Source organism: Rhizobium phaseoli (genome assembly GCF_010668805.1).
GTDB classification, from domain to species: Bacteria; Pseudomonadota; Alphaproteobacteria; order Rhizobiales; family Rhizobiaceae; genus Rhizobium; species Rhizobium phaseoli_A.
On the sequence record NZ_WUFT01000075.1, the window covers coordinates 1 to 449 of the forward strand.

Consider the following 449-nt stretch of genomic DNA (forward strand, 5'->3'; position numbering starts at 1 on the left):
CCATATACACCGAGCCGTGCGCAAAATTGATCAGATGCGACACGCCGAAAATCAGCGCCAGCCCGACTGCGAGCAACGCATAGATGTTTCCGACGATCAGCCCGTTGATCGTGTAATCGAACCACGCCGCCATAGCTTCAGTCCTGTGCGATATCGCGGTTACTGCGCACGCGGCGCGCCCTTGCCGTCCCACAGCGCGAACTTGCCGTCCTTGACGACAAGATCGAGATTCTTTGCGCCCGCTACGCGGCGCGTCTGCGTATCGAAACGGAACTTGCCGAAGATTACGCTAGGCACGTTGTCGATTTTCGCGAAGCCGTCGTGCACGGCACTGCGCGTCGGGCCGTAGCGGCGGATCACTTCGGCAGCCAGGGTCATTGCATCGTAGGCCCGCGCCGCGAACGTATCCGGTTCGGCGTTGTACTTCGCGCGATACCGCTGCACGAAAC

At 60.6% G+C, this 449-nt stretch carries 1 protein-coding gene and 1 pseudogene; both read right to left on the reverse strand.

Going from position 1 to position 449, the window contains the following annotated elements; all coding sequences use genetic code 11:
* Positions 1 to 133: ABC transporter permease subunit (locus GR197_RS32710; protein WP_164016608.1), on the reverse strand; the 133-nt coding region annotated here is incomplete at its 3' end.
* Between the two features lie 26 nt (positions 134 to 159).
* Positions 160 to 449, reverse strand: a pseudogene (locus GR197_RS31435) (ABC transporter substrate-binding protein); the annotation flags it as partial.